We start from the raw sequence: 24417 nt of genomic DNA, 5'->3' as shown, positions 1-24417 counted from the left end.
GCCTCCAGCTCCGAAAGCACCGAAAGGCAAGCGCCGGGGTTCCGGAAGGTGGCGGTGCCCACCTGCACGGCGGAAGCCCCCACCAGCAAAAACTCCACGGCATCGGTGCCGCTCATGATGCCGCCAATGCCCACCAGCGGCGCCTGGGGAAAGGCCCGATGCACCTCCCACACCAAGCGCAAGGCCAACGGCTTGATGGCCGGGCCGGAAAGGCCCCCGAAGCCGGTGGCAATGGAGGGTTTACGGGTTTTGGCGTTGACGCTTAAAGCCCGGAAGGTGTTCACCAGGGTGAGGGCATCGGCGCCAGCGGACAACGCTGCCTCGGCCACCGCCAGCGGGCTGGGGGCGTTGGGGGAAAGCTTGACCCACAGGGGGCGCTGGGTGAGGGGGCGCAAGCCGCTCACCAGCGAGGCCAAGAGCTTGGGGTCATGCCCGAACTCCATGCCGCCTTTGTTCACGTTGGGGCAGGAGACGTTGAGCTCGTACGCGGCAATCCCCTCTTCCTTTTCCAGCCGCTCAATGACCGTGGCGTACTCCTCCTCGGTTTCGCCAAAGACGTTCACCACCACGCACGCCCCGCGCTGGCGAAGGGTGGGCAGCACCTCGGTGCAAAAGGCTTCCACCCCGATGTTTTGCAGGCCGATGGAATTGATCATGCCCGCCGGGGTCTCCACGATGCGTGGGTTTGGATTGCCGATTCTGGGCTTGGGCGAGAGGCCCTTGGTGACCACCGCCCCCAGCGCCTCCGGGGGGCAAAAGTCCACCAGGTCCAAGCCGTAGCCAAAGGTACCGGAGGCGGCCAGCACCGGGTTTTGGAGCTTGAGGGAACCCACGTTTGTGGCCAGCTGCACCATGCTCACCACCTTTCCGAAAGCTCGGTGGCACGAAACACCGGCCCTTTTTGACAGGACGGTGCGTAGGTGCCGTCAGCAAGCCTCACCACGCAACCCAAGCACACGCCTACCCCACAGGCCATGGGTTCCTCCAGGGAAAGCTCGGCCTCAACCCCTCTTTCCCGGGCAAGGGCGGCCAATGCCTGCAACATGGGGTTGGGACCGCAGGCCAAAAGGCGGCTTGTGCCCTCTTGCCATCGCTTCCCCAAGACCTCGGTGACCAAGCCGTGCTCGCCGAAAGAGCCGTCGTCGGTGCAAAACACCACGCGGCCGGCGGCGATCTCTTCAATTTCCCGGCGGAGCAAGAGCTCGGGCCCGGAGCTGGCCCCGTAAAAAAACGCAAACTCGGTGCCTTGCCGGCGGAGCTCCCGGGCAGCAAACAGCACCGGCGGCAGGCCAATGCCTCCGGCCACCAGCACCGGTCGTGGACCGGCAGATGCCAGGTCAAAGCCCCTCCCCAAAGGGCCCAGCACCGCAAGCTCGCTGCCCAAGGGCAAGCTGCGGAGCATGGCGGTGACCTTGCCCACTTCCTTGACCAGCAGCTGAAGCGCCGTTCCGCGTTCCTTCGGGGTCACGCCGGCCACCGAAAATGGCCGGCGGAGCAGGGGGTCGGCAGCCGAACCCACACCCACCATCACGAACTGGCCTGGTTTTGCGGGAAGCGGCGACGGACAGGCCAGTTCCAGCGCGAAGCAACTGGGGGAAAGGGTCTGCCGGCCCACCAGGACGGCCTTCTGATCCACCCGAATGTCCATGCCGCGGGCATTATCCCCGAAAGCCTCAAGCTTGCCAAAGGCGGTACCATGTCTTGCCATGCACCGCCGTCGCCTTTTGCTGGCCTTGCTTGCCGCTCTGGTTGCCGGGGTGGGGCTTGCCTCCCTGCAGGTGCTGCTGTGGCCGCAGGTGACGCCTTCGGCGGGAAGGGCCCTTTTGGCTGCCCTGGCCTGGGGGAGCTGGAGTGCCCTTTGGTTGGGCCTGGGCGGGTTTGCCCTTTGGGAGCTCGTGGTTTTGGTGGCGCGCCTTTTCGGCTGGCGCCCGCGGTGGCCCCGGCTTTCCACGGCCATGGCCGTGGCCGGGGTGTTTGTGGCGGTGGTGGCGTTCTTCAACCAGGAGGCCACCCGGGAGGTGCTGCCGGCGGCCCACCGCCAGGCGTTGGGGGTGGTGGCGGCTTTGGGGATCGTCTGGGCGGCCGCCTGGCTTGCCACCCGGCGGTGGCGGTCTTCCTGGCTTCCTGCGGCGCTTTTCGCAGTGTGGGCCACGGGCGTTTGGTGGCCGTGGTGGGGGGCGCAGCAAGCGGCGGTAGAACCCGAGCTGGCTCAACCGGCCCAAGGGTTTCCCTGGGAGCTGGGGCCAAAACCCCGGCGGGCCCTGGTGGTGGTGTGGGAAGGGGCGGATGTGCCCTGGCTTCTCCCCCTCATGGACGGGGGCATGATGCCCTTTTTGCAATCCCAATGGCCGCGGGGGAGCTGGGGGCACCTGCGCACGGTGCAGCCCTTTTCCCGGGCGGCGAGCCTGGCCACCCTGGCCACGGGGTGTTCCCCGGTGCGGCATCAGGTGGTGGGGCGAAGGGCCTACCGCTTGCGGTTTCTCACCGACCAGCCGGTAAGCCTCCTGCTCCGGGGTCCCTGGCCTTCCCCCCACCAGCTCCCCTGGCGGTTGTGGCAGCGAGCCGCACCTCCCCCTCCCAGGGAGCCCACGCTTTGGCAAGCCCTGGGGGGTTTGGGGGTGAGCTCGCTGGTGGTGGGCTGGCCCTTCCCCTGGCGGGGGGTTGCGGAAGAGGTCCCCTGGGAGCAAAGCCCGCCGTTGGATCCCGGTTGGCAGGCCGCCGTTGAGGAAGCCACAAGCGGCAGCGCTTCAAAAGCCGGGCCCACCCACCGGGCCTTTGCCCTTGCAGCCGAAGCCGGCCTGCGAGCGGCGTTTGGTTTTCGCGAGCAAAAGCCCCAGGTGCTCATCGTGCACCTGGACCTTCCCTCCCGCCTGCGGCCGCTGTGGGCGGGGGAGGACCCCGGCGGGGTTCTCCCCTTGGCCGCCCAGTTCCTGGATAGCCAGCTGGCCGAGCTTTGGGCGCTGTTTGGCGATGAAACCACCTATCTTCTGCTGGTTTCTCCTTACGGGATGGCGCCGCCCCGCCCCTGGGACCGGCTTTTGGCAAACGTGGGCTTGACCGGACGATGGCCGGTTTCGCCGAAGGACTCCCCGGATGGGTTCTTTTTCCTCCTTGGCCCGGGTGTGGCCCCTGGCGGGCGGGTGCGGGGGGCCAGAGTGGCGGACGTCATGCCCACGCTTATGTACCTTCTGGAGCTGCCGGTGGCCAAGAGGCTTTCCGGTCGGGTGCTCTTGGGTGCTGTGGACGAGGGCTGGGCGGGCTCGGTGCCCCTGCGGCTGGTCCCCGCATACCCATGGCCTCGCTGGTGAAGGGAAAAATGGTGCGCCCGCCGCGATTCGAACGCGGGGCCTTCAGATCCGGAGTCTGACGCTCTATCCGGGCTGAGCTACGGGCGCACAGGATGGGGTGAGCGAAGGGATTCGAACCCTCGACCACTGGAGCCACAGTCCAGCGCTCTGCCAGCTGAGCTACGCTCACCACGCGTTTGGCCTGCCTGAGAGGATTCGAACCTCTGACCCAGGGATTAGAAGTCCCTTGCTCTATCCAGCTGAGCTACAGGCAGCCACTCCCCCAGTGGGGGTTTGGTCGGGGCGAGAGGATTTGAACCTCCGACCACCTGCGCCCAAGGCAGGTGCGCTACCAGGCTGCGCCACGCCCCGTTCGTGTGGCTTTGCCGCTCCCAAAGAGCTTCCCCCAACGCCGGGGGATGCTCAGACTAGCAAGGTTACGCTGCCTCCGTCAAGGTGATCTCTAGGGGAGCCAACAAGCTACCGTAAGAGCTCGTTTCCCCCTGAAGGCGCTAACCTACCGCTATGGTGTCCAACCGGGCGCTGGCGGAGGCGCTGTTCCGTTTGGCCGAGTCCTTCCCCCCGGGGGACGCGCGCCTGGCTTACCTGCGAGCCGCCTATGCGGTTTTCGACGAGCCCAAAGAGGTGGCTGCCGCTCGCCGCCTTCCCGCTGGCATTCCTTTTGAGGTTTTGCCCACCGTAAGCCTTCTCGCCCGCTGTCGGGGGGAGGACGCGTTAGCCGCGGCGGCGGCACGCTTTTCCGGGGGGTACAGCGGGCACCGTCAGGGGCTGGCCCGCCAGGGTTTCTTTTCCGCCGCTGAGGTGCTGGCCTTGCCCGTGGAGGAGCAAGCCCGCAAGCTGCGGGGTGCCGTTCACTTCCACACCCGGGCCTCCGATGGCTCATCTTCGTTGGAAACCATGGCCCATGCCCTGCGCCGCCGGGGCTACTTTTGGGCGGTGGTGACCGACCATACCCAGGGGCTGGCGTGCGTGAACGGCATGGACTCCCGCGCCCTGGAGCTGCAGAAGCGGGCCATTGCCCGCTGGAACGAGCGGCACGGCGACGAGCTGGAGTTGGTCCCGGGGGTGGAGGCGGAGATCCTGGAAAATGGGCGCTTGGACGTGCCCCGAAGCCACCGCCAGGGGCTGGTGGTCTTGGCCGGCCTCCACACCGGCCTGGGCAGCAGCCGCGATCAAACCTCGCGGTTGCTCCGGGCTCTGGAGGAGCCCGGGGTTTTCGCCTTGGCGCACCCCAAGGGGCGGCTCTTTGCCCGCCGCCCCGGCATTCGCGCCAACTGGGAAAAGGTGTTTGCCGCCGCAGCCGCAGCGGGTGTGCTTCTGGAAATCAACGGCTTTCCTCGGCGCCAGGACCTAGAGCCCACCCTGGCCAAGCTCGCCTTGGAGCTGGGGTGCCGTTTCGTACTGGGTTCCGACGCCCACCATCCCCGGCACCTGGTTTTTGATCGCTGGGCCCTGGCCATTGCCACTGCAGCGGGGGTTCCCCCGGAACGGGTGGTGAATTTCCAGCCCCTGGGCCGCGCCCTGGAAAGCCCGGGAGCGCTGTCATAGGAAAGAGAGAGTATTCACAAATTGGCCGAGAGGGTTTAGGATTTCCGGTGGGAGGTGGCTATGGGCTTTCTTCAGGAGCTCAAAACCCGGGCTTCCGAGGTCCACGGGCGGGTGGTTTTCGCCGAAGGCGATGATCCACGCATCATTGAAGCTGCAGGCAGACTGGTGCAGGACGGTGTGTGCGCGGTAAGCGTGGTTTGTCCGGCGGAGAAGCAAACCCCCGAGCATCAAAAGCTTACTGCTTTGGGTGTGGAGGTCGTTGATCCCCAAAAGGATGGGCGCCGGGAGCAGTTGCTGGAGCACCTGTACGCGCGGCGCAAGGGGAAGGGCTGGACCCGGGAGCAAGCAGCCGCGGCACTGAACGACCCCCTGTACTTTGCCTCCTGTTTGGTGGCCACCGGGTTTGCCGATTGTTCGGTGGGTGGGGCAGTGCGCACCACGGCGGACACGGTACGCGCAGCGCTCCACGCCATTGGACCGGCGCCGGGGATTGCCAGCGTGTCTTCCTGCTTCGTGATGGTGCACCCGGATTCGCGGTGGGGGCACAACGGCGTTTTGGTTTTTGCCGACTGCGCGGTGCTTCCCGATCCAACCCCTGAGCAGCTGGCGGATGTGGCTGTGGCCTCGGCGGGCACCTGCCGCTCGGTGGTGGGAGGGGAACCCAGGGTGGCGCTCTTGTCCTTTTCCACCAAAGGCTCGGCGGAGCACCCTTTGGTGGATAAGGTGCGGCAAGCTGGGGCAATTTTGGCGCAAAGAAATCCGGATTTTGCCTTTGACTTTGAGCTGCAGGTGGATGCCGCTTTGGTCCCAGAAGTGGGAGCACGCAAAGCCAAGGGCTCGCCGGTGGCCGGTGCCGCCAACGTCCTCATCTTTCCCGATCTAGATGCCGGCAACATCGCCTACAAGCTCACCGAGCGCCTGGGGGGCGCGCGGGCGCTGGGTCCGCTCCTGCAGGGGCTGGCAAAGCCTGCCAACGACCTCTCCCGCGGGTGCTCGGCTCAGGACGTGGTGGAAACCGCCATGCTTTCGCTCCTTCAGGCTACAATGAAACGGTGAAAGTTTTGGTGGTAGGCAGTGGGGCGCGGGAGCACGCGCTGGCCTGGAAGCTCGCCGCTTCTCCGCAGGTGGAGGAGCTTTACGCCGCTCCCGGCAACCCGGGTATGGCCCGGGTGGCCGACTGCGTCCCCATCCGTGCCGATGCCATCGTGGAGCTTGCGGATTTTGCCGAGAGCCTGAAGGTTGACCTCACGGTGGTAGGCCCGGAGCTGCCGCTGGTTCTGGGCATTCGCGACGAGTTTGAACGGCGGGGGCTTCGGCTTTTCGGTCCCACCCGGCGGGCTGCGGAGGTGGAAGGCAGCAAGGCCTTTACCAAGAGGCTCTGCCAGAACTACGGCATCCCCACGGCCCCTGGGGAAGTGGTGAGCAGCCGCCAGCAAGCCGCCGAGGTGGCCAGCAAGCTGGGCCTTCCCGTGGTGTTCAAAGCCGATGGCCTGGCGGCCGGCAAGGGTGTTTTGGTGTGCCGCACGGAGGAGGAGCTGGACGAAGCCCTGGAGCGCTTTTTTGAACGCCGGGAGTTTGGTGCCGCCGGTGAGCGGGTGGTGGTGGAGGCCTGTCTTTCCGGGGAGGAGCTGTCGTTTTTGGTGGTCACCGACGGGAAGTCCGTGTGGCCGCTGCCGGCAGCCCGGGATTACAAGCGCCTGCGGGACGGGGACCAGGGCCCCAACACCGGTGGCATGGGCGCCTTTTCCCCTGCTCCCCTGTCCCGGGAGCTGGCTTCCACGGTTCTTTCCCAGGTGATTTACCCGGCGCTGAAAGCGCTGGCCCACGAGGGCCGGTGGTACCAGGGGGTGCTTTACGCCGGCTTGATGCTCACCGCCGACGGTCCCAAGCTTTTGGAGTTCAACTGCCGGCTGGGCGACCCCGAGGCGCAGGTGATCCTCCCGCGGCTGGGTGGGGACATTGCCCCGGCGCTGTTAGCGGTGGCCAGGGGCGAGATGGGAAGCCCGGAGATCACGGTGGAGCGGCAGGCCAGCGCCTGCGTGGTTTTGGCAAGCCGCGGCTACCCCCAAGCCCCGGAAACCGGCCACCCCATTTCGGGGGTGGAAGAGGCGGAAGCGTCAGGGGCGTTGGTTTTCCATGCCGGCACCGCCATGGCGGATGGCCAACTGGTCACCGCGGGGGGGCGGGTGCTTTCGGTGGTGGGGGTGGCCGGCAGCTTGCGGGAGGCGGTGGACAAGGCCTACCGGGCCGCCGAGCAGGTGCGCTTTGAGGGCGTTCAGTTTCGCCGCGACATTGGGAGGGGATTTGCCGATGGCTAAGGTGATGATCCTCATGGGTTCGGCTTCGGACTGGGGGACCATGCAGGAAACTGCCCGTGTGCTTTCCCAACTGCAGGTACCCCACGAGGTGCACGTGGCCTCGGCCCACCGCACCCCGGAGCGGGTTCGCCGATTGGTTGCCGAAGGGGAAGCCGGCGGCGTACAGGTATTTGTGGCGGGGGCTGGCATGGCGGCTCACCTGGCCGGCTTTTTGGCCGCCCACACCACCAAGCCGGTCATTGGGGTGCCGTTGCCGGGAGGAGTGGCCGACGGTCTGGACGCTCTTCTCGCCACCGTGCAAATGCCCGGGGGCGTGCCGGTGGCCACCGTGGCGGTGGGCAAAGCCGGTGCTCGCAACGCCGCTTTCCTGGCCGCGCAAATCCTGGCTTTGCAGGACCCGGCGCTGGCCGAACGGCTGGCCCAGGAGCGGCGGGCCAGCGGCCAAGCTGTGGAAGAGGCGGACAGGAGTTTGCAGCTGGATACCACCTAAACCTTTTTGCTTTTTCCTCCGTACACTAGTCAACGGAGCTGGAGGGTGCTATATTGTTGCCAGACGTTAAGGAAGAGGAAGCTATGAAAGATCCGGAAAACTCCGAAGGCGAAGGCGTCACCACGCGAAAGCTGGTTCGTCCCGCGCTGCCCGACGTGAGCGAGCGTACCCTGCCCTCGGCGAGCTTGCGACCCGGGGTGGTCTCGCGTCGGCAGGCACCGCCCGAGCAAACCAACGCCGAGAACTATTACTTTGTCAAGCAAATGCAGGCCAAGACCCCGATGGTGGTGGTGCTCACCGATGGCACCGAGCTTCGGGGTTGGATCGAGTGGTACGACAAGGACTGCATTAAGCTCAACCGCCACGACGGACCCAACCTCATGATTTACAAGCACTCCATCCGCTACATGTTTAAGGAGGAGGAGCTCCGCTATCACCGCCGGCGCAAGATCAAGGAGTAAAGGTCCGTCCGGCTAAGGTGTCGAAAAGCTCCAAGGGCGTAAGCAGCCGGCGTTGGCCAAAGCTTTCGGCCGGGAACGCCTGAAGTGCGTGCAGGGCTCGCCGCAGGATGTAGGCGAAGTTGTCCCGCACATGGCGGGCGGCGCTGTCCTGCTGCATGGCGTGCAGCACCTCCAGTTGCTCCACCAGGGCCTGCTCGGGGTTAACCTCCAGCAGGAAGTCTTTGGGGGAAACCGGCGTGGGGGTGGGGTTTCCCAAAAGCAGAGCGTCGAGGTCCTCAAGCTTCAGTTTTTGCCCCGCCGGCTCACCGGCGGAGGGTCCATCCAGCACGATGGGGTGCCGCCGGCAGTTGGCCTCGTGGAGCTCGGTGGACTGCACAATCCAGCCCAAGTTGTAGAGCTTAACGTGGGAGGAAACGTAGCGCTGGAGGAAGGTCACAAACGGCACGATGGCGTTTTCGTAGCTTTCCCGAATGCCGTTGAAGAGGTTCAGCACGAAGTGCACGTGAAAGGAGGTAACGGTTTCCGCCAGGGCCCGCACCGCCGGCACCTCCCCCAGGGCCAGCAGCAGGTCTTTGAGGAAGGCGTCCAGGTTGGGGAGGCTTTCGTCGTAAACGTCCTCCACCTTGTCCAAAAGCGCGTTGATGGTGGCCAGGTGGGAACGGGTTTCCCGGTCCTTGGCCAGAGGGCCCTCTTCCGAGAGCACCAGCCGCAGCTTGCGGAAGATCAGCGCCTTGACGATATCCCCGGCGGCAGCGGTGGCGGCTGGGTGGTGGGGGGTGAACACCAGGATCCCGGAGTTGGAGTGCGGCAGAAAGTCCAAAACCGCCGCATCCAAACCTGCCCGCAGGTCCAAGACCACGAAGCGGGCCGGCAGCTCGTTGATGGCCCGCATGAGGCGGTAGCGGTGCATGTCCTCAAAGTTGATGAACTCCTCCATGGCGTGCTTGGGGGCCGCCACAAAGGCAAAGTTGCGGAAATGCCCGTGGGGATCGAGCTTGTCGGGGAGGGTGGTGAGGCAAGCCTCCAGGGGTTCCCCTTTGCGGAAGAAATGGTACAAGTCCTTCTTCACGGGGACGTCAATGGTGTTGCGCACCGAGGAGGTTCCGGTGTCCAGGTCCACCAGCACCGTAGGGGCCACCCGCGCCAAGGCTAAGGAAAAGTTCACCGCGAAGGTGCTTTTCCCCACACCCCCTTTGCCCGAGCTCACGGTGAGGATGCGCTTGGCCTTCATTGGCTGCCGGTGAGAAGCGCTTCCACCCGCGCGCAAACCATGTCCAGGGCCACGGTGTTGAACCCACCCTCGGGGATGATCACGTCAGCCCACCGCTTGGAGGGCTCCACAAACTCCAAATGCATGGGGCGCACGGTATCCAGATACTGGCTGATCACGCTTTCCACGGTGCGCCCACGCTCGGCAATATCCCGCCGCAAACGCCGGATAAAGCGCAAATCGGCATCGGTGTCCACGAAAATGCGGATGTCGAACTGCTCCCGGAGGGCCTTTTCGGCAAAGATCAGGATGCCCTCCACGAGGATGACCTTGCGGGGCTCCACCCGGCGGGTGGTGGCGGTGCGCACGTGGGTGGTGAAGTCGTAAACCGGGATTTCAACCGCTTCCCCCCGCTTTAAAGCCAGGAGGTGGGTCACCAAAAGCTCGCTTTCCAGGGCGTCGGGGTGATCGAAGTTGCGGCGGATCCTTTCCTCCGGCGGGAGGTGGCTTAGGTCACGGTAGTAGCTGTCGTGCTGGATGTACGCGATGCGGTGGGGGCCAATGCGCGACACGATGGCTTCCGCCACCGTGGTCTTACCCGAGCCGGTGCCGCCGGCCACCCCGATGCACACCACCTTGCCCAGCCCCCCCGGTGCTCCCCGATCTTGCCTCCGCGCCATGGGCTCCAACCTTCGAGGCGTGATTGTAACCCCGCCAGCCGCTAGAGTAGCGGCATGCGGCGCTGGGTGGCGGTGCTTTTGCTTTTGGGCGTGACCGTGGTTTGGGGGGCTACGTTTCCAGTGGTCAAAACGGCCCTGGCCTCGGCTTCCGTGGGGGTATTCCTGTCATTGCGGTTTTTTCTGGCTTTTCTGGTTTTGCTGGTGGCTTCCTACCGCCGGGCCCGGCCCCGCTGGGACAAACCCGCCCTGCTCTGTGGGTTGCTCCTCTTTGCCGGTTATGCGTTGCAAACCGCCGGCCTCACGCAAACCCTTCCCTCCCGCTCGGCGTTTATCACCTCCCTGTCGGTGATCCTGGTGCCGCTGTTGCAGTGGTTGGTGGCGGGAAAGGTGCCGAGCCTGCGGGTTTGGCTGGCGGCGGCGCTGGCGCTTTTTGGCCTGGGGCTTCTCCTGCGGCCGGAAGCGGCTCCGGTAAGCCTTGGTGACGGGCTTACGTTCCTGTGCGCCTTGGCCTTTGCCGGCCACGTGCTGGCCTTGGAAGCGGCGGTGCGGCGGCAACACCCCTCGGCGGTGAACACGGTGCAAATTGGGGTGGTGGCCCTGCTTTCGCCGGCGGTGGCGCTGGCCACGCCTTTCTCGCTCAAGTGGACGGCGGAGCTCGTGGTTGCCTTGGCCATCACCGGTGTGCTGGCCTCGGCTTTGGCTTTTGCTGCCATGGCGCGGGTGCTTTTGGTGCTGAAGGCCGGTGAAACCGGGGTCATCCTGGCGTTTGAGCCGGCGGCGGCCGCGGTGGTTTCGGTGCTTTTAGGCTACGAGCCGGTAACCACCAGCATGCTCTTTGGGGGTCTTCTGGTGGTCAGCGGGGTGGCGTTGGTGGCCGGCAGCGAGCGTTAGTCTTCAGCTACGGGTAGCGTCACCAGGGTTTTGGCGTCCACCGTGAGGTAGCGGTTGGCACCCAAATAAAGCACCGGCGCCATGGCCTCCACCCGCAAGGTGCCATCGGGGGCAAATACCGCGTCCCGCGCGGCCACCCGCAGGATTTCGCCCACGAAAAGCGTTTGGTCGCCAAAGGAGTGGCGCTCGCTTACCTTGCATTCAGCGGCCACGTAGGCGTTGGCCAAAAAAGGCGCGGTGATCACCTCGCTTTCCGCCAGCTCCAGGGCAAAGGCCGCCACCTTGTCCACGTCCCTGCCGGAAACGGTGCCCAGCTTGGCCACCAGCTCCACGTCCTGCCAGGGCAAGAAGCTTAAGGAAAACTCGCCAGCTTGCAGCAGAAGCTGGTGGGAGTGCGTTTTTGGCGAGATGGAAACCCCAAAGAGGGGCGGGCGGGACGCCAACGGCCCGGCCCACGCCACCGGCACGAAGTTGGCCCTTTCCCTTTTGCTGTCCCAAACCCCCACCACACATAAAGGGCGCGGGTAGTAAAAATACGCAGCACCGGGTTGCAAGCTCTTGAAGTCCATCGTTGCGCTCCCTGGGGATGATAGCGAAATTTCCCGCTGGGCCCTAGCTGCCCCCCAACGCCAAGCCGCGGTCCACCCTTTTGACGTTTCCATCCTTGGACAGCACGAACACCCCGTCGGCCGTGAGGAACACCAGGCTTTCGCCCATGGGTACGACGTCAGCCGCCGGCTGCGGCAGCTTCATGAGGGTCAGCATCTCGCCGGTGGGCAGCTCGGCCCTCACCAGGGCTGGTGGGCAAGGGTGCCCCACGGCGGCCACCAGCTTCCCCCCGGCGCAGGCCAGGGCGCCACTGCAGGCCAAAGGAATGGCCCTGGATTCTTGCTGTTCCGGGCTCACCATGTGCACCTCTTGACCGTCGCTGGCCACCAGCAGCTCCTCGTACAGCCAGCAAAACCCGAATACCCCGGGCAGAGCTCGGCCGGCAGGCAAAAGCCGCAGCTCCCGGCTGGGCCAGGCCAGCGCTGCCAGAGTCTTCCCGGAAGGCGAAACCGCTAAAGCCCGGAGGTCCCCGGCCTGCACCTGTTCCACCCCCTCGCCGGTAAGCGAAACCCGCCAAATGCCCTGGGAGTCCACCAAAAGCAGGTCCTCCCCGCTTGGATCAAGCTGTGGGGCGAGAACCCACCGCGGCCAGAAGAGCAAGAGCTCCTCGCGCTCGCCGGTTTCCCAAACCACCGCAAAACCGGGAAGCTCGGGCTTGGCCAGGAGGAAGCCTTGCCCGCGCACCACACCTGCCGGTGCGGGGGTGGGCAACCCCTGGCTGCGGCGGCGGGCCTGCCAGATGCGTACAGCTTCGGTCGGTGCTCCGGGCGGCAGCTCCTGCGAGGGTGGCAGGGCCCAGGCGGCGCGCAACGCTTCATCGCTGGCCAGCACGGTGCTGTCCTCATCCTCCGGTTTCTTGGCCAGACCAAAGCGGGCGGGCTCGGCCAGGGCGGCGCGCAAAAGGCGCGGCGGAGGTGGAAAGCGCTTGCCCTGGTTTTCCGCCCACGCTTGCAGCAGCGTCATGGGCTCCCGCCTGGCTTGATCGGGCTGCCCAAAGCTTTCCACGAGAAAGGCGGCAGCCTGGGCCAGCTCCGGGCTGGCCCTTCCCGGAAGCGTGATTTCCCGCAGCCGCGCCCGCCGGATACGGTAGGGCTCGCGGGAATCCAAGCTTTGGCGAAGGAAGGCCTCTAAAGCGGGGGCTACGGCCTTGGGCTCCACCCATTCGCCAATGGGGAGAAGCTCCGGGGGTGTGCTGGCCAGGGCCAGGCTCCCCAACCACGCCAGGCTTTCGGCGACTCGCAGCAACAGCTCACCCACTCCGGGTTGCGGGCCAGCGGGGCTTTTTTGCGCCAAAAGCCAGGCTGTGGCCGCGGTTCTGGCGGCATCCACCGCACTCGTTGGCGCGCTTTCCGGCAACAGCAGCAGCACGGTGTGAGCAAAAGCTGTAGCGGTAGCGGTGGGTTGGGGGGAGAAGCCGTAAAAAACCCGTAGGCTTTCGGGAAGCTCGCTGCTGACCGCCGAAAGCAGGCGCTGCAAAGCCAACGTAAAAGCCGTCCCCTGCGGGGGCTGGACGGCGCTTTCGTTTTTGGGCAGTGTCCCGCCGGCGAGCACCATGCACGCGGCAAGCTCCGGGTCTGAAAAGCGAACCGTGGGGAAGTCACCGCTGGGAACCAGGGCGAAATGGATTTTAAGCGCGTGGGGAGGCTTTTCTCGTAAAGGGGCCTGGCTTGGCGATGCGACGGCAGCGGGCCCAACGAGGGTCGTGAGGGTAAGAATCCACGCGGGGACTTGACAAACCGCGTTCATGGCCCGAATAATACAACTAGAGGTCAACAAGGAAAGGAGGAGCAAGCATGAACAAGTCGGAACTAGCATTGAAACTTGCAAAGAAGGTGGGTCTTACCCAGGCCAAGGCGGCAGAGGTGGTGGATGCCATTTTCTCGCCGCACAAGGGCATCGTGGCCGTGGAGCTGGATGCCGGCCGCAAGGTCACGATCCCGGGCTTTGGCACGTTCTCCACTCGGAAGCGGGCTGCCCGTCAGGGTCGCAATCCGGCTACCGGTAAGACCATCACCATCCCGGCTCGCCACTATGTGGCCTTCAAGCCGGGCAAGACTTTGAAGGAGAAGCTGGCTAAGTAACGCCGGGAAAGGGAGGAGGAGGTCCCATGAACAAGTCTGAGTTGGTGGCAAAGTTGGCAAAGAAAACGGGTCTTACCCAGGCCAAGGCTGCCGAGGCCGTGGATGCCATCTTCAACCCATCCAAGGGCCTTTTGGTGGGTGAGCTGGCGGCCGGGAAGAAGGTCACGCTGCCGGGGTTTGGCAGCTTCTTCGTGCGCAAGCGCGCCGCCCGCAAGGGCCGGAACCCGGCTACCGGCAAGCAAATCACCATCCCGGCTCGCAAGTACCCGGCCTTTAAGGTGGGGAAGACGCTGAAGGAAAAAGTTTCCAAGTAGCTTTGTTGGCGGTTGTTGCTGCCCTCTAAGGGGTAGCACGCTCCGGGGGTTTCCCTCGAAACGGAGGGTGTCGGCTCCCCGGGGAGCAACAGGAGGCGGCTTTCACCTTGAGGGCACGCGGGAGCGTGCCCTTTTCCTTTTCGCCTTTCAAGCCAAAAGTCCCAAAGCTTCCCATGCGGTTTGCCACGCTTTCCGAAAGAGAAGCGTTTTGCCGTTGAACATTCTTCGCTCATTTTTGAGATTAAGACGCTCGCACCCTCACCACAAGATATAGGGGTGTCTGGCCGAGAGAACCCCTACCTGTTGCGTAGGGCTCTTGACAAGCCGCCGAGGGCGTGCCCATACTTGGGTTGCCAAAGGAGGAAGGACGATGGCCGCGGAATCAAGCGCACTGTCCTCGCACGCTGTAAGTGTCTCGAAACCGCAGGGTTTGATCTTCACCCGTTACTTTACGGTGAAGGGCAAGCACCCCTTTGATTTGGTGCGGTGGGAAAAGCGCACCGCCCGGATCACGGGAGCTGATGGCCGGGTGGTCTTCGAGCAGGAGGGTGTGGAGGTTCCGGATTTTTGGTCGCAAACCGCCACCAACATCGTGGCCCAAAAGTACTTTCATGGGCGGTTAGGGACTCCGGAACGGGAATACTCGGTTCGCCAGCTTATTTCCCGGGTGGTGGATACGCTCACCGCTTGGGGTCAGGAGGGCGGCTATTTCGCCGACGAAGAGTCCGCTGAGGCTTTTGCCGCCGAGCTGGCGCACCTCTTGCTGCACCAAATGGCGTCCTTCAACTCCCCGGTTTGGTTCAACGTGGGCGTTGAGCCCCACCCCCAGTGCTCCGCGTGCTTTATCAACTCCCTCAAGGACTCCATGGAGTCAATTTTGGACCTGGCCAAGATCGAAGGGATGCTCTTTAAGTACGGCTCTGGCACCGGCACCAACTTTTCCGTGCTGCGTTCCTCCAAGGAACCGCTGGCCGGCGGTGGGGTGGCTTCGGGTCCGGTTTCGTTCATGCGTGGCTTTGACTCCTTTGCCGGGGTCATTAAGAGCGGGGGCAAGACCAGGCGCGCTGCCAAGATGGTCATCCTCAACGTGGACCACCCGGACATCGTGGCGTTCATCAAGTGCAAGGCGGAAGAGGAAAAGAAGGCCCACGCCTTGATTGCCGCCGGCTTCCCGGCGGGGTTTGAGGTGGAGGGGGGCGCTTACGACTCGGTGCAGTACCAGAACGCCAACCATTCGGTGCGGGTCACCGACGACTTCATGCGGGCGGTGGAGGAAGACGGCTGGTGGGAAACCCGCGCGGTCACCACCGGTGAGGTAATGGGCCGCTACAAGGCCCGGGAGCTCATGCGCATGATGGCGGAAGCCGCCTGGGTTTGCGGGGACCCCGGAATTCAGTACGACACCACCATCAACCGCTGGCACACCTGCAAAACCTCCGGCCGCATTAACGCCTCCAACCCCTGCAGCGAGTACATGTTCTTAGACGACACCGCGTGCAACCTGGCCTCTTTAAACCTCATGAAGTTCGTGGACGGGGAAGGCAACTTCCAAACCGAAGCCTTCTGCCGGGCCGTGGACACCATGATCTTGGCCCAGGAAATCATCGTGGACTTTGCCCACTATCCCACCCCGAAAATTGCCGCCAACTCCCACGAGTACCGGACCCTGGGCTTGGGTTACGCCAACCTGGGGGCGTTGCTCATGTCCGAGGGCTTGCCCTACGACTCCGAGGAGGGGCGGGCGCTGGCTGCGGCCATCACCGCCCTCATGACCGGTGAGGCCTACCTGCAATCGGCGCGCATTGCCGAAAAGATGGGTCCCTTCCCCGGTTACGAGCCCAACCGCGAGCCCATGCTGGAGGTCATCGCCATGCACCGGGACGCCGCCCATCGCTTGCCGCTGCGGGGTATCCCCCAGGAGCTGCGCCAAGAAGCGGTGCGGGTGTGGGACGAGGCCCTGGCGCTGGGCGAAAAGGTGGGCTACCGCAACGCCCAAGTCACGGTGCTGGCGCCTACCGGCACCATCGGCTTCATGATGGACTGTGATACCACCGGTGTCGAGCCGGATTTGGCGCTGGTGAAGGTCAAGCGCCTGGTGGGGGGCGGCACCATCCGCATCGTCAACAACACCGTGCCCAGGGCCTTAGCGCGGCTCGGGTATAGCGAGGAGGAACGGAAAGCCATCCTCGAGCACATTGAAAAAACCGGCACCGCTGAAGGGGCGCCTTACCTTAAGGAAGAGCACCTCCCGGTGTTTGACTGCGCGTTCAAGGCGGTGGGTGGTACCCGGTTCATTTCCCCCATGGGGCACCTGCGCATGATGGGGGCGGTGCAGCCGTTTATTTCCGGCGCCATTTCCAAGACCGTGAACGTCCCGGAGGAAACCACCCCGGAGGAAATCGAGCGCCTCTACATCGAGGGGTGGAAGCTGGGGTTGAAGGCGGTGGCGGTGTACCGCGACAACTGCAAGGGCTCCCAGCCGCTGGCGGCGGGGGGTGCCACCACCGCCAAGCCCGCAGGCGAGCCTGAGTTTCGCCCGGTGCGGCGCAAGCTCCCCGACGAACGCATGGCCATTACCCACAAGTTTTCGGTGGAAGGGCAGGAGGGCTACATCACCGTGGGCCTTTACGAGGACGGCACCCCCGGGGAGCTGTTCATCACCATGGCCAAGGAAGGCTCCACCCTCTCCGGGGTCATGGATGCCTTTGCCACCGCCATTTCCTTGACCCTCCAGTACGGTGTGCCCCTGGAGTTTCTGGTCAACAAGTTCTCCCACGTGCGCTTTGAGCCGTCGGGGTGGACCAACAACCCCCAGATCCCCTACGCCAAATCCCTCATTGACTACATCTTCCGCTGGCTGGCCAGCAAGTTCCTGCCGCCCGAGCAGCAAGCGGCGGTGGGGGTGCAGCCGCTCCCGGCCGGCGAGGAAAAGCTCAAAGCCATCACCATCCCTCAGCAGCCGCGCCTCTTTGCTGCGGCCGGCGAGGAAGGGGGGCAGGTGTTTGTGAACCAGGCGGATGCGCCGCCCTGTCCATCCTGCGGCATGATGATGGTGCGGAACGGTGCTTGCTACAAGTGCTTGAACTGCGGCACCGTGCACGGGTGTTCCTAGCCCGCTTGGCGCTTGGGTGGGTCCGCCACTCGGATGGCCGTGCGGCGGGACTGCTGCGCCAGCCCACTGAGGCCAACGGCGTTTCCGGTGTGCGTTCCGCCCAATTGTGAAGCTAAGGCAAGGGAATCTGCCAACTCCATGGGGGTGCCCGCAGGCGGGCACCCCCGGTCTTTAGGATGCTGCAGCAGCCTTTTGCGAGAGGAACGCCAAAACTTTGGGGAAGAACTCTGGCTCCAGGTGCACGTCCGAATGCCCCCGCTGGGGCACCATCCACAGCTGGGCCCGTCCGTTGGCTCCAGCTAACAACCGCTGGGCGTGGGAGGGCGGCACCACGGTGTCGTTGGCACCGTGCACCAAAAGCACCGCCGGCACCTTGGCGATGTTCTTCTCCGGGGCCAGCTGGTCCAAGCGGGCTCCCACCCGCCACTCGATGAAACGGAAGAGGATGGGGGCTATGGGCGCAAAGATAAACCGCCCAAACCCCAGGGCGATCATGGCATCCCGGGGGTGGGCAAAGGCCCCCACGGTGACCACCGGCTGCAAGCGGGAATCCCGCGAGGCGGCGTAAATCGCCGCGCTTCCCCCAATGGACAGCCCCAGCACCGCAAAGGGAGGCTTTTCCCCTCGGCTTTCCAAAAAGTCCGCGGCGGCCCGGATGTCCTCGGCAAACTTCTTCATGGAGGCAAAACCATCCCGGTCCGAAAGCCCATGGTGGCGGGCATCGAAGGCCAGGGTGGGAAAGCCGGCTTGCGAAAGCACGCGAATGTAGGGGAGCATGCGCTCGGCGTTGCGTCCCCAGCCGTGCACGAGAATCACCGGGCTACGGCCACTTTGATCACCCGGGGGGAATGTGAGCCACCCGTGCAGCCTTTTCCCGCCCACTGTGGCGAACCAAACCTCCTGGAAGTTCAAGCCCAGTTCCCCCGGGTTTTTCCGAGGGGGAACCCGGGGGTTGCGCCAAGCCACCCACGTGAACAGGAAGCCCAAGCCCAAATAGGCCGCGAAGCCTAAAGCTAACCAGGCAATCCACCCCATGGGCAGAGTTTACGCTCCGCGTGCCGAAGGTTTTTTCGGCTGCCGTTTGCAGCCGCTATTTGCCCAAAAGCCCAGCCTTGAGGTCCTCCGAAGGCGGCTTGGGTCCCAGCCACACCGAAAGCAAGGCATCGGCAAACTCCTTGCCCTCGATGGTGCCCACTTCCTTGCCGCCAAAGCTCACACTTGTGCCCTTGCCGGGGACGTAGGTCATGAGCACCTCTTCCCCTTCGGCCACATCCCGCCAGAACCCCAAGAAGCGCTCGATTTCCTTGGCAAGCTTGGTTTGGGCGGCAGGAGCGTTCCCGGCAAAACCCTCCTTCCAGGCTTCCACCAGCCGGTCCTTACCCACATCCCGCAAAAAATGCATGACCATCTGCCGGGGCTGATCGGCAGCCAAAATGGCGGCAGGGTCACTGCTCTTTTGGGTGAGGTACAAAGCCCCCACGTAAACCTTGAACACCGCCTTCTTCCTTAGGCCCATGCCGTTGAGCTGCAGCACCTGCCCGTTGACGTTTTTCCGCTCGGGCATGGTGACACCGGCCAGCTCACCGGCGGCCACCGCCGCCGCCACCCCGAAAGATGCAAGGACCAAAAGCGCTGTCTTCCTCATGTCCCCCTCCCGGCCCTAAAGGCCTTTGCAGTTCATAGCTAACTCTACCGAGCTCCGCCCGCTACGGCAAGCGCTACACTCACCCTATGAGCGAACCCATGGAATTTTGCATGAAACCCATTGGCTATGTGGAAAGCCCCTACACTTCGGAAGAGCAAATTCCCAAAGGCCGGGGAGCCAAGCACGAGGCCGAAGGCACCTTGGTGGTTCACCCTGAGTTCGCCGAAGGGCTGCAGGACATTGAGGGTTTTTCCCATTTGTTCGTAATTTGGGTCTTCCACCGTTCCCAGGGTTTTTCCCTTTTATCCCATCCGCCAACCGCCGACCGGCCCCACGGGGTTTTTGCCACCCGCTCCCCCCGCCGGCCTAACCCCATTGGGCTCACCGTGGTGGAGCTTTTGGGCCGTGAAGGCAACCGCTTGCGGGTGAGAGGCGTGGACATGCTGGACGGCACGCCCATTTTGGACATCAAGCCTTACCTTTCCTCGATCCCCGAAGAAAAGCTCCGCCGCGGCTGGATGGACCAAGAACAAGGGCCCAGCAAAGCCTAACGCCGGTGCAGAAACCGGCTGCTTAACGTTTGCCAGAAACCCCTCCTGCTAGGGCGAGCTCGGACGCCTTTCCTCTTAAACCCCCCGCTGGTAACGGGTGCGGATGGTGGGGATGAGGTACTCCCCAAAGGCCCGGTGGAGGTCGTAGCGGGGGGCGAAGCCCCAGTCCTGCCGGGCGGCGCTGTCGTCCACATCGGCGGGCCAGGAGTCCACGATGGCCTGGCGCTTGGTGTCCACCCGGTACGAAATGCTGGCCTGCGGAAAAGCTTGCAACACCAACTGGCGGATTTCTTCGGCGGTGGGGGCGAAGCTACCCACGTTGTACACGCTCCGCCGCAGTCTTTCCCGGGGTGCTGCTGCTAACTTCAACAAGGCCTCCACCCCATCGGGCATAGCCATGAAGGGGATTTGCGTGTCTTCCCGCACAAAGCAGGCGTAGGGCTCGCCCTTGGCGGCGGCGTGAATCATTTAGGGAGCAAAATCCGAAGTGCCTCCCGAGGGGATCGTCACCGCCGAAATGAGCCCGGGAAAACGCACGCAGCGAAAGTCCACCTTCCCAGCCAGAGGTTCTGCCGCCAGTTGCCGGTAGTGATGGGCGTAGTAGCGCCCCAAATGCTCGCAGTACAGCTTGTTGCAACCGTACATGGTGATTGGTTGCAAAAACTGGTCTTCCCTGACCTTCCCCGCGGCGGCCTTGGTGGCCAGGTCCGGCAGACCGTACACCGCAATGGACGAGGGGTACACAAAAACCACCGGACGACCGTGGGATTCCCCCTGCCGCTGGGCAAACTCCAGGAGGTTGAGGGTGCCCTCCACGTTTACCTGGTGGGCTGCCACCGGCGTGAACTCTCCCCGGGTGGAAAGCAAGGCGGCAAGGTGGAAGATCAAATCCACCTCAAATTCGGCGAGAATCCTGTCCAGAAGCGCCTTGTCCAGAATCGAACCCACAAACTCCCGGTGAACTTTGGCCTTAAGCTCCGGGGGCAGCTCCCGCACGTCCAAACTCACCAACGTGTGCGCCCCGTTTTCCGAAAGCCGCTCAATTAGGCCATGACCAATTTCCCCTGAAGCGCCGGTTATGAGCACCACCGGTTTGCGCATACGCCCCTCCGCCTCGTGAAGCCTAGCACAAGCTGGGCGCCACGAAGACCCCTGCGAGATTTGGGTGCCGGGGCAGGGGCCAAGCAGCAGACGTTTACCCCGGATGTTTCGGGGCAGACGAACAGGATTTCGGGAGCCTCCTACGACGCTGCGGGTGCCATGCTTTCCTGGGGAGGGAGGAGCTTTGCCTGGTATCCTTTGGGGAGCATGAGGCAGCTCGTAATGAGCGGGTACAGTGCTACCTATGGGTACGATGCCAGGGACGAGCGGGTGGCGTGGGTAGACTCCACGGAGGGCGGGATTCACTACACCTTGCGGGGCTTGTCCAACGAAATCCTGCGGGAGGTGCATGAGCTCAACGGGGTTTGGACTTGGAGGAAGGACTACATCTTTGCCGGAACCACGCACATTGCGACCGCTGACAGCTCCGGGCTAACCCATGTGCACAAGGACCACCTGGGGAGCACGAGGGTGATCACTTCTGCCAGTGGCAGTATTGTCTCCCAGCACCGGTACTGGCCGTTTGGTGAGGAGATGACCGCCACGTCTTCGCCTGAGCGGATGCGGTTTGCGGGTCACGAGCGGGACAGCCAAACGAGCCTCGATTACATGCACGCCCGCTACTACGCGCCGTTTGGTGGCCGTTTCCTCTCCGTGGACCCCGGCCGGGACTTTGATCCTTCCCACCCTCAAAGCTGGAATTTATACGCGTATGTGCGGAACAACCCGGTCAGCGCGGTGGATCCGACTGGGAAAGATGCCGCAGAACTTGCTGAGAATGCGAAACGGCTGGTAAAGGTCGCATCGGAGTACATAGATTCCCAGGTTGGCGGGGACCCGGCCGGCGTCATGGTGATGACAATTACTGGCATCTTGAGGGATGTTGCAAGCGGCGTGGCTGACATGCTCAAGGTCGGTCAGGAAACGGGGGAGGCAATTGGCAGGGGGGCAGAGACCGAAGACGTGGTCAGGGCGATCTCTCAAGACGTCGGTCGCGCCGCTGGTCTCGTACTGATGATAGCGGGGCCAGCAAACAGCACTATCAAGGCGGCCGCTGCGGGAAACCCAGCGCAGGTCGCAAAGGGCACGACTTTATTTAGAGTGTGGGGCGATGGGTCCGGGCCCTGGGGGCGATCTTGGACCCCTGTAAACCCGGCAACCATTCCAAACTACCGAAATGCTGCAGGGCTGCCGGTCACAAATACGGGCCGGTTCGTTTCCGAGGCAATCCTGACCGACACAACTGGTGTCACGACTCGAAGGGCTCTCCCTCTCCATGGCAATTCCGGCGGCCTTCCGGAGGTCGTTGTTCCGAAACCCGAGAGCCAGCTTGTGCTCGTGCGCGTTTCGGGCGTGAATCCGCCGTTTTAAGGAGGGTGCTTATGAGCGAGATTCCCAATCCGTTCTACCTTGCTTCCAAAGAGAGTTACGCCCTGTCACAACCTCGGCGGTGTTTTCCGATTAGGCGAGTCGCAACGGATAAAAGGAGCGACTTGCTTCTTGTCCGGATCGATCCACCGTTAATCGGTCAGGCTTTTGGCTTAGGAGCAAAGGATATTGAGTATCTCGTTTTGGCGCCTCGGCATGAAAGTGTGTCACTGTTTCCCGTTTCCGAGTGGCCAGCTCACGTTCATGTTGCCAGGATTTTACGAGATGCTCCCGAGACGCGCGGCTATCTCGAGCCATCTGAACTCGAAGAGATCGGCTGGGGCGAGATCTACCCCGATCAGGCTAGTGCTCTTGTCGATAATAGCGATGTGAAAACGCTTTAGGTTTGCGAAGTGCCCCGGTGGCCTAAAAAGTCAACCGTCGGACTCTATAGGCTCCGGCGCCTGCGACCCATATCGCAACGGCGGAGACCTTGCGCTTAAGGTTAGTTACGAATAACCTGGGAATCGTGGCCTAGTGCGAAAGAGTTATTCGCATATTAACGACGGAATGGAGCGGCTTCTCCGGTTAGGTAGCCCAGGATTACCGGAACTGCTTGCTACGCTCGGGCCGTTCCTGCATAGATTTTGCGCTAGGGAAGTTACGTGCCCAGCTCGCACTGCAGTATTGTACAAATCATGGCCCGTCCGGGAAGAGCGAGCTTTGCCTGGTATCCTACCGGGGAGCATGAGGCAGCTGGTGATGAGCGGGTACAGGGCCACGTACGGGCACGATGCCAGGGACGAGCGGGTGGCGTGGGTGGATTCGGCGGAGCCCGGGATTCACTACACCTTGCGGGGGTTGTCCAACGAAATCCTGCAGGAGGTGCATGAGCTTTCCGGAGTGTGGACGTGGAGGAAGGACTACATCTTTGCCGGTGGTACGCACATTGCGACCGTTGACAGCTCCGGCCTAACCCATGTGCACAAGGACCACCTGGGGAGCACGAGGGTGATCACAAACGCTTCCGGAGCGAAGCTTTCCGAGCACCGGTACTGGCCGTTTGGTGAGGAAATGACGGTGACGTCTTCTTCTGAGCGGATGCGGTTTGCAGGGCATGAGCGGGACAGCCAAACGAGCCTCGATTACATGCATGCGCGCTACTACGCGCCGTTTGGTGGCCGCTTCCTCTCTGTGGACCCCGGCCGGGACTTTGATCCTTCCCATCCCCAAACCTGGAATTTGTACGCGTATGTAAGGAATAACCCGGTTACTATGACCGATCCAGCCGGCCGGGAGGTATACCTTTACAATCGGCCAGTCCAGGACTTTCCTTTGGCGCGACACGTCTTCTTGGTGGTGCGTCTTACCGGGGAAAACAAGAAGCTTTTTGGCAATAGGGCTGTTAAGGGAGAGTTTCTCATTGTAAGCGGCATGCCCGGTGTTTCACCAGGCGTCAAAGGGCAGGCGCTGGTAAGGTGGTACACAGATTCCCTCGAATCGGCCACTCACCGTATCGTGATTCAGCCACGCTCACAAAGTCGACAGCAATTCGAGAAAAATGTTTTGGAGGCCTTTGGTAAATACCAGAACGATCAGCACTACAATGCTCAAGACGTGGGGGGCAAGAACTCGAACTCGTTAATATCGGGTATTTTGGACGCTGCCGGTGCGAAAGAGGCAAAGCCATCGAGCTCTGAGTTGGAGGGGTGGGTGCCTGGGTGGAACGATCCGGTGAAGCTTCCAGACGTGACAAAGAACGATGGAACGGAGGAGGAAATGAAAGAGCTGGTAAAGATCACGTCGGAATATCCTCCGAACCAGCCGGAATAGGGGGATTGGCCCATGTTTCTTTTGCGCTCTAATTCGCTCAGTGCGCCGCTCAGGTGCATTTCGAGACTCGGGCTTTTTGGTTTGCTGGGGCTGGGGCTCTTTGCCTTGTCCTGCAAACGAGAAGGCCCGGTGGGTGATGGCTGGCTTTCGGATAAGGGACTTGGTTCCTACTATCCGCGGCGCCGGATTACTCTCCCAGCAATAACGGTCAACCCTCAACCACAGGAGCGCGTTTATCGTCTTCGCGGGCTGCCCAAAGAGTTTTACACAGTCTGGTTGGTTCCGGTTGTAAGGCGGCCGGAACCAGGGCAGTCCAGTATTGGGCCTCGTGAGTATTGCCAGAGGACAGGATTGTCAGCGGATGTCGTGGTAAGCCGTCTGACAGTTCCGCGAACCTTCCGAGCCCATGGACGCTTTCTCGAAAGTTGTGAAAAGAGAGAACCGGACGGTTTCGAGGAAGGGGACTACACCGCGGAGGACTGGGTTATCGTTGGCGGTACGCTCCGGAGCATTATGCTTCGTGGTGATGTTGAAATTTGTGTTCGTGTGTGGGTTGAGCAGTTCGACCCGTCACTCCCACGGGCAGAAATACGCATTGTTCTTGTGGGCGGGGGGTTCAAGATTTAGTGCCGACCTCAATAGGCCATCGCGGGGGCATGAAAGTTGGAGAATGAGCCTCAACGACCAGAACAATTGGGCGACGTACCGCATGCGCCAGCCGACCCGTTTCCAGTTTGGGAACACTTTCAGGAGCAGCGTGGGGTTTTTCGTGCAAATGGATAGTCGCGCCATTGAGGGGCCGGGTGCGCAAACGGGGCACCGGGGTGGTCTTGTGACCTTTGGTCATGAGGTGGGATCGCACCTGAAGGACTTGCTGGCAGGCAGGCCCACAGAAGC

General features: G+C 63.1%; 25 protein-coding genes and 4 tRNA genes. 15 read left to right on the top strand and 14 right to left on the bottom strand.

Annotated elements, in window-relative coordinates:
• Together EG19_RS09645 and EG19_RS09640 are read right to left on the bottom strand one after the other, a co-directional pair.
• A partial coding sequence (locus EG19_RS09645; RefSeq protein WP_038049962.1) for a dihydroorotate dehydrogenase occupies positions 1-854 on the bottom strand: 854 nt, incomplete at its 3' end.
• Between the two features lie 2 nt (positions 855-856).
• Positions 857-1648, bottom strand: coding sequence for a dihydroorotate dehydrogenase electron transfer subunit (locus tag EG19_RS09640; protein WP_038049987.1), 792 nt, complete (start codon positions 1646-1648; stop codon positions 857-859).
• A 58-nt stretch (positions 1649-1706) separates the two neighbouring features.
• Between EG19_RS09640 and EG19_RS09635 the strand changes: the two genes are divergently transcribed.
• Entirely contained in the window at positions 1707-3308 is a 1602-nt protein-coding gene (locus EG19_RS09635) for an alkaline phosphatase family protein (protein WP_038049961.1), read from the top strand.
• 9 nt (positions 3309-3317) lie between these two features.
• Here EG19_RS09635 and EG19_RS09630 read toward each other — a convergent pair.
• The 4 genes from EG19_RS09630 to EG19_RS09615 form a co-directional block, all read right to left on the bottom strand.
• A tRNA-Arg gene (locus EG19_RS09630) sits at positions 3318-3395 on the bottom strand.
• A 6-nt stretch (positions 3396-3401) separates the two neighbouring features.
• A tRNA-His gene (locus EG19_RS09625) sits at positions 3402-3477 on the bottom strand.
• 8 nt (positions 3478-3485) lie between these two features.
• Positions 3486-3562, bottom strand: a tRNA-Arg gene (locus EG19_RS09620).
• A gap of 20 nt (positions 3563-3582) precedes the next feature.
• A tRNA-Pro gene (locus EG19_RS09615) sits at positions 3583-3659 on the bottom strand.
• A 153-nt stretch (positions 3660-3812) separates the two neighbouring features.
• Here EG19_RS09615 and EG19_RS09610 point away from each other — a divergent pair.
• The 5 genes from EG19_RS09610 to EG19_RS09590 all read left to right on the top strand — a co-directional run bounded on the left by EG19_RS09610 (position 3813) and on the right by EG19_RS09590 (position 8125).
• The gene (locus EG19_RS09610; protein ID WP_053335178.1) at positions 3813-4856 is read left to right on the top strand and encodes a PHP domain-containing protein; all 1044 of its coding nucleotides are present in this window, start codon (positions 3813-3815) and stop codon (positions 4854-4856) included.
• A gap of 60 nt (positions 4857-4916) precedes the next feature.
• Complete coding sequence (gene pta / locus EG19_RS09605; protein ID WP_038049960.1) at positions 4917-5912, top strand: phosphate acetyltransferase; 996 nt, start codon at positions 4917-4919, stop codon at positions 5910-5912.
• The gene (gene purD, locus EG19_RS09600; protein ID WP_038049959.1) at positions 5909-7174 is read left to right on the top strand and encodes a phosphoribosylamine--glycine ligase; all 1266 of its coding nucleotides are present in this window, start codon (positions 5909-5911) and stop codon (positions 7172-7174) included. The genes pta and purD overlap by 4 nt, the downstream gene beginning before the upstream one ends.
• Entirely contained in the window at positions 7167-7664 is a 498-nt protein-coding gene (purE, locus tag EG19_RS09595) for a 5-(carboxyamino)imidazole ribonucleotide mutase (protein WP_038049958.1), read from the top strand. Before purD ends, purE begins: the two co-directional genes overlap by 8 nt.
• A gap of 83 nt (positions 7665-7747) precedes the next feature.
• A complete protein-coding gene (locus tag EG19_RS09590; RefSeq protein ID WP_053335177.1) occupies positions 7748-8125 on the top strand; it encodes an Hfq-like protein in 378 nt (125 codons plus the stop codon).
• Here EG19_RS09590 and EG19_RS09585 read toward each other — a convergent pair.
• Both EG19_RS09585 and udk read right to left on the bottom strand, forming a co-directional pair.
• Positions 8115-9356 (bottom strand): P-loop NTPase, encoded by a 1242-nt coding sequence (locus EG19_RS09585; RefSeq protein WP_038049957.1) that lies wholly within the window; start codon positions 9354-9356, stop codon positions 8115-8117. The two genes, EG19_RS09590 and EG19_RS09585, sit on opposite strands and share 11 nt — an antisense overlap.
• The gene (gene udk, locus EG19_RS09580; protein ID WP_053335176.1) at positions 9353-10015 is read right to left on the bottom strand and encodes a uridine kinase; all 663 of its coding nucleotides are present in this window, start codon (positions 10013-10015) and stop codon (positions 9353-9355) included. The genes EG19_RS09585 and udk overlap by 4 nt, the downstream gene beginning before the upstream one ends.
• 54 nt (positions 10016-10069) lie before the next feature.
• On the opposite strand from udk, the gene EG19_RS09575 reads away from it, so the two are divergent.
• Entirely contained in the window at positions 10070-10906 is an 837-nt protein-coding gene (locus EG19_RS09575; protein WP_038049956.1) for a DMT family transporter, read from the top strand.
• Here EG19_RS09575 and EG19_RS09570 read toward each other — a convergent pair.
• On the bottom strand, positions 10903-11475 hold the full coding sequence (locus EG19_RS09570; RefSeq protein WP_053335175.1) for a flavin reductase family protein: 573 nt from the start codon (positions 11473-11475) through the stop codon (positions 10903-10905). The genes EG19_RS09575 and EG19_RS09570 overlap by 4 nt on opposite strands.
• Before the next feature lie 43 nt (positions 11476-11518).
• Positions 11519-13261, bottom strand: coding sequence for a WD40 repeat domain-containing protein (locus EG19_RS09565; protein ID WP_152544017.1), 1743 nt, complete (start codon positions 13259-13261; stop codon positions 11519-11521).
• Positions 13262-13308: 47 nt separating this feature from the next.
• Here EG19_RS09565 and EG19_RS09560 point away from each other — a divergent pair, with 47 nt between their 5' ends.
• The 3 genes from EG19_RS09560 (at position 13309) to EG19_RS09550 (ending at position 17022) form a co-directional block, all read left to right on the top strand.
• Positions 13309-13596 carry an HU family DNA-binding protein gene (locus tag EG19_RS09560; RefSeq protein ID WP_038049954.1) on the top strand — a complete coding sequence of 96 codons (288 nt, stop codon included), beginning with the start codon at positions 13309-13311 and terminating at the stop codon, positions 13594-13596.
• Between the two features lie 26 nt (positions 13597-13622).
• A complete protein-coding gene (locus EG19_RS09555; protein ID WP_038049953.1) occupies positions 13623-13910 on the top strand; it encodes an HU family DNA-binding protein in 288 nt (95 codons plus the stop codon).
• Between the two features lie 370 nt (positions 13911-14280).
• The gene (locus tag EG19_RS09550) at positions 14281-17022 is read left to right on the top strand and encodes a vitamin B12-dependent ribonucleotide reductase (RefSeq protein WP_053335174.1); all 2742 of its coding nucleotides are present in this window, start codon (positions 14281-14283) and stop codon (positions 17020-17022) included.
• Positions 17023-17193: 171 nt separating this feature from the next.
• On the opposite strand, the gene EG19_RS09545 is transcribed toward EG19_RS09550, so the two are convergent.
• Together EG19_RS09545 and EG19_RS09540 are read right to left on the bottom strand one after the other, a co-directional pair.
• Positions 17194-18057 (bottom strand): alpha/beta hydrolase, encoded by an 864-nt coding sequence (locus EG19_RS09545; protein WP_053335173.1) that lies wholly within the window; start codon positions 18055-18057, stop codon positions 17194-17196.
• Positions 18058-18112: 55 nt separating this feature from the next.
• Complete coding sequence (locus EG19_RS09540) at positions 18113-18667, bottom strand: chalcone isomerase family protein (protein WP_038049952.1); 555 nt, start codon at positions 18665-18667, stop codon at positions 18113-18115.
• Between the two features lie 86 nt (positions 18668-18753).
• On the opposite strand from EG19_RS09540, the gene tsaA reads away from it, so the two are divergent.
• Positions 18754-19218, top strand: coding sequence for a tRNA (N6-threonylcarbamoyladenosine(37)-N6)-methyltransferase TrmO (tsaA, locus tag EG19_RS09535; RefSeq protein ID WP_038049951.1), 465 nt, complete (start codon positions 18754-18756; stop codon positions 19216-19218).
• A 75-nt stretch (positions 19219-19293) separates the two neighbouring features.
• On the opposite strand, the gene EG19_RS13915 is transcribed toward tsaA, so the two are convergent.
• A complete protein-coding gene (locus EG19_RS13915) occupies positions 19294-19686 on the bottom strand; it encodes a Rossmann-fold NAD(P)-binding domain-containing protein (RefSeq protein ID WP_200867138.1) in 393 nt (130 codons plus the stop codon).
• Positions 19687-20319, bottom strand: coding sequence for an NAD-dependent epimerase/dehydratase family protein (locus EG19_RS13910; RefSeq protein WP_200867137.1), 633 nt, complete (start codon positions 20317-20319; stop codon positions 19687-19689).
• A gap of 207 nt (positions 20320-20526) precedes the next feature.
• Here EG19_RS13910 and EG19_RS12835 point away from each other — a divergent pair, with 207 nt between their 5' ends.
• From EG19_RS12835 to EG19_RS14160, 4 genes are all read left to right on the top strand, one after another.
• Positions 20527-21690 carry an RHS repeat-associated core domain-containing protein gene (locus EG19_RS12835; protein ID WP_053335172.1) on the top strand — a complete coding sequence of 388 codons (1164 nt, stop codon included), beginning with the start codon at positions 20527-20529 and terminating at the stop codon, positions 21688-21690.
• A gap of 11 nt (positions 21691-21701) precedes the next feature.
• On the top strand, positions 21702-22091 hold the full coding sequence (locus EG19_RS09520; RefSeq protein ID WP_038049950.1) for a hypothetical protein: 390 nt from the start codon (positions 21702-21704) through the stop codon (positions 22089-22091).
• 343 nt (positions 22092-22434) lie between these two features.
• Positions 22435-23520, top strand: coding sequence for an RHS repeat domain-containing protein (locus tag EG19_RS12830; RefSeq protein ID WP_053335171.1), 1086 nt, complete (start codon positions 22435-22437; stop codon positions 23518-23520).
• A 670-nt stretch (positions 23521-24190) separates the two neighbouring features.
• Positions 24191-24417: hypothetical protein (locus tag EG19_RS14160; protein WP_038049949.1), on the top strand; the 227-nt coding region annotated here is incomplete at its 3' end.

Source organism: Thermoanaerobaculum aquaticum (assembly GCF_000687145.1).
GTDB lineage: Bacteria > Acidobacteriota > Thermoanaerobaculia > Thermoanaerobaculales > Thermoanaerobaculaceae > Thermoanaerobaculum > Thermoanaerobaculum aquaticum.
This window is presented reverse-complemented; position numbering and strand designations above follow the sequence as displayed.